The sequence below is a fragment of the Aldersonia kunmingensis genome, from assembly GCF_001646865.1.
In the GTDB taxonomy this organism is placed as follows: Bacteria; Actinomycetota; Actinomycetes; order Mycobacteriales; family Mycobacteriaceae; genus Aldersonia; species Aldersonia kunmingensis.
In genome coordinates, this window is the sequence record NZ_LRRB01000014.1 from 1 (window position 1) to 3,581 (window position 3,581).

5 protein-coding genes are annotated in these 3,581 nt (G+C 66.0%); 3 read left to right on the forward strand and 2 right to left on the reverse strand.

All coding sequences use genetic code 11. The annotated features are described in order from the left end of the window. Positions 1-113: 113 nt before the first annotated feature. A complete protein-coding gene (locus A8G08_RS01605; RefSeq protein WP_068269341.1) occupies positions 114-932 on the reverse strand; it encodes an SDR family oxidoreductase in 819 nt (272 codons plus the stop codon). A gap of 113 nt (positions 933-1,045) precedes the next feature. On the opposite strand from A8G08_RS01605, the gene A8G08_RS01610 reads away from it, so the two are divergent. Further along, a complete protein-coding gene (locus A8G08_RS01610) occupies positions 1,046-1,420 on the forward strand; it encodes a DoxX family protein (RefSeq protein WP_068269343.1) in 375 nt (124 codons plus the stop codon). Positions 1,421-1,427: 7 nt separating this feature from the next. On the opposite strand, the gene A8G08_RS01615 is transcribed toward A8G08_RS01610, so the two are convergent. Further along, positions 1,428-1,904: an Lrp/AsnC family transcriptional regulator gene (locus A8G08_RS01615; RefSeq protein ID WP_068269344.1), complete on the reverse strand. Its 477-nt coding sequence runs from the start codon at positions 1,902-1,904 to the stop codon at positions 1,428-1,430. 175 nt (positions 1,905-2,079) lie between these two features. Between A8G08_RS01615 and pdhA the strand changes: the two genes are divergently transcribed. After that, positions 2,080-3,162 (forward strand): pyruvate dehydrogenase (acetyl-transferring) E1 component subunit alpha, encoded by a 1,083-nt coding sequence (gene pdhA, locus A8G08_RS01620; protein WP_068269345.1) that lies wholly within the window; start codon positions 2,080-2,082, stop codon positions 3,160-3,162. Beyond that, positions 3,159-3,581, forward strand: a 423-nt coding sequence (locus tag A8G08_RS01625; RefSeq protein ID WP_425394519.1) for an alpha-ketoacid dehydrogenase subunit beta, incomplete at its 3' end; no start/stop codon positions are given. The genes pdhA and A8G08_RS01625, both read left to right, overlap by 4 nt.

Below are 3,581 nucleotides of genomic sequence, written 5' to 3' on the forward strand. Positions count from 1 at the left end.
GACGAGGAAGATTCGCGCTCAGGAGCGCGCCGTTCAGGGTGCAAAACTTCAAAACGGGGCCGAAACTTCGCACCCACAAGCACAATTTGCACCCGTAAGCGGGCGGCCGCGGGCTACTCCGTAGAGCGCAGCGCTGCCTGGTACCCGCGCATCCCGCGGAGCCAGCGCTCGTAATCGGTTGCCTTGTGCTTGAAGAAGTCCCCCACCTCCGGGTGGGGGAGGATCAGGAACCGCTCGTCTGCGATCGCGGCGAGCACGTCTGCCGCAACGTCATCCGGCGTGAGCACCGCGCCGGATGATGTGACCGAGCGGGACGCTAGTTCGGCCTCCTCCACACCGGAGCCGAAGCCGGAACGCAGCAGCGCGGTCTCGACACCCATCGGGCACAGGCAGCTCACCGCGATGCCGCGGTCGCCGTAGGTCACCGACAGCCACTCGGCGAATCCCACTGCGGCGTGCTTGGACACCGCGTACGGCGCCGAGCCGAGCTGAGTGAGCAGGCCTGCGGCAGACGCGGTGCTGACGAAATACCCGCCGTCCCGCTCGAGCCAGCGGGGCACGACCACGCGCGCCGCCCGTACATGCGCCATGACGTTCACGCCGAGCGCGGCGGCCCACTGTTCTTCCGTGCTGTCGAGCCCGGGACCACCGGTCACACCGGCGTTCGCGAAGTACAGGTCCACCGGACCGAACTCGGCCTCAGCGCGGTTGACCAACTCGGTAATCACCCGCTCGTCGGATACGTCGCCCGCGAACGCGAACGCACTGCCGGGAATTTCCGCGGAGATCTCGGCGGCGACTCCGTTTGCCGCATCGCCGTTCAGGTCGGCGACGGCGACGCGGGCTCCCCCGCGAGCGAGACTGCGTGCGATGGCGGCGCCGATTCCGGCGCCCGCTCCGGTGACGACAGCGACCTTGCCTCCGATGTCCATGCGGCGAGGTTAACGGCTGCAGGATGTGTCGCGAACGGCGATGCACACGCTCAGCGAGACAATTTCACCGTTCTGTTGCCAATGCTTGAAAGCGCAAGTGGTAGGAAACTCTCATGCAATTCGCCGCCGTCGTCTGCTCGGTCATCCTTGCGTTGACGGCATTGGCCTACGGCCTCCCCGAGCTGCAGACCCGCGGACTGGTGACGAAGTTCCTGCTCAGCCGAGGTTTGAGTGCCAACGTGGTGCGCGGCCTCGGGCTCGCCAACCTAGTCGGAGTCGTCGGCTTGATGGTCGGGCTGTTCTGGCTGCCGGCCGGAATCGCTGCGGCCGTGCTGCTCGTGCTGCTGTTCGGCTGGGCGGTCTCGTTCCATTTCATGTATGGCGATTTCGGTAATCCCGACAACCGCAACTGGGCCTTGTCAACGCTGGCAGGTCTCGGGCTCTCGCTACTCACGCTGACCGTCTTGGTCGTGTACCAGTTCTGGTGAGGCCCAGTTAGCGCGACTCCTCCGCGAGGCGGGCAAGCAGCGGCGTCATTCTCGGCCCGACCAGTTCGCGCATCACCAAGCCCATATTCGTGCGCTCGACACCGGGGATCCGCAGGATCTGGCCGGCGATTTTGTACAGATCGTCCGCGTCGCGGGCGACCACTTTCACCGTGAGATCGGTGGCCCCGGTCATACCGGTGACCTCGATGACCTCGGGGATCTCGGCGAGGGCGTCGACCACTGCGTCGAGCCGGTGCTGATCAACGATCGTCGCGACATAGGCCGCCAACGGGTAGCCGAGCGCACGTGGCTCGACCCTCCGATCGAACGATCCGAGCACTCCCGCGGTCTCCCATTTGGCGAGCCGCGCCTGCACCGTATTGCGCGACAAACCGAGCCGCTGCGCGAGTTCGACACCGGTCGAGCGCGGGTTCTCCGCTAGCAGCATCAGCATGCGGGCATCCGTCCCGTCCAAATTGGTCATGCGACGCAGTATGACACCATTCCGTGACCGATTTCTGAGCATTCTGCACAATGTGGCGGCTTTGACTTGCGCACTGCGCATTCTCGTGGATCCTGTGAAGTACGGCACACCAGCCGAGCACGCACAACTGCTGGGCGCGCCCACAAGGCCCGCTTTTGCAGCGAAGGAGGTCGCGATGACGGACACCCACGCCCACCCTGTGCAGTTGCTCCAGCCGGACGGCCGCCGCGTGCTCGACCGCGAGTACGCGAGCCTCGTTGCCGATATCGGCGCGAATGAGCTCCGCAAAATCTACGACGACCTGGTGGTGTCGCGCCGCATCGACGCGGAGGGCACCGCGCTGCAACGACAGGGCCAACTCGGACTGTGGGCGCCGATCCTCGGACAGGAAGCCGCGCAGGTTGGTTCGGCATGGGCGCTGAAGCCCGACGACTACGTGTTCCCGAGCTACCGCGAGACCGCCGTGGCCTACTGCCGTGGCGTCGATCCTGTTCTGCTGCCGCGGCTGTGGCGCGGTGTCGCGCACTTCGGCTGGGACCCCGCGACGGTCAACATGGCCAACCCGGCGGTGGTCGTCGGAGCACAGGCCTTGCACGCCACCGGATATGCCCTCGGCGCGAAGATGGACGGAGCCGAGATCGCGACCGTCGCGTACTTCGGCGACGGCGCGACCAGCCAGGGCGATATCGCCGAGGCGATGGTGTTCGCGAGCAGTTGGTCCGCGCCGGTGGTGTTCTTCTGCCAGAACAACCATTGGGCGATCAGCGCCCCGGTCACCGTGAACAGCCCGTCCCCGATCGCGGCACGTGCTGCGGGATACGGCATTCCGTCGATCCAGGTCGATGGCAACGACGTGCTCGCCGTGCTTGCGGTGACCCGGCAGGCGATCCGGCGCGCACGCGAGGGCGGCGGACCGTCCTTCATCGAGGCAATCACGTACCGCATGGGACCGCACACCACGGCCGATGATCCGACGCGCTACCGCTCCGCCGCGGAACTCGAGCTGTGGAAGGCCCGCGATCCGATCGACCGGGTGCGCCGGCTACTCGAGCGCGAGGGTCTTCTCGACGACGAGTTCCTCGCAGAGGTCACCGCGCACGCGGACGAGGTCGCAGCCGAATTACGTGCGGCGACAATCGATATGCCCGCCCCAGCGGCCGAGACACTGCTCGACAACGTCTACGCCACACCGCATCGTCTGCTCGATGCCGAGCGCGCCGAACTCGCCAACTATCTCGCCGGGGAGGTTCACTCATGATCACCATGGCCGCCGCACTCAACACAGGGCTGCGCAAAGCAATGGAGAACGACCCCAAGGTGCTCATCATGGGTGAGGACGTCGGCACGCTCGGTGGTGTCTTCCGGGTGACCGACACCCTGCAGAAGGATTTCGGGCACGGTCGCGTGATCGACACCCCACTCGCCGAATCCGGAATCATTGGAACGGCTTTCGGGCTCGCACTGCGCGGCTACCGGCCGGTGTGCGAGATCCAGTTCGACGGTTTCGTCTACCCGGCGTTCGACCAGATCGTCTCGCAGGTCGCCAAGATCCACTACCGCACGCAGGGAAAGGTCAAGGCGCCGATCACCATTCGCATTCCGTTCGGCGGCGGAATCGGCTCCGTGGAGCATCACTCGGAATCCCCCGAGGCCTATTTCGCCCACACCGCCGGGCTG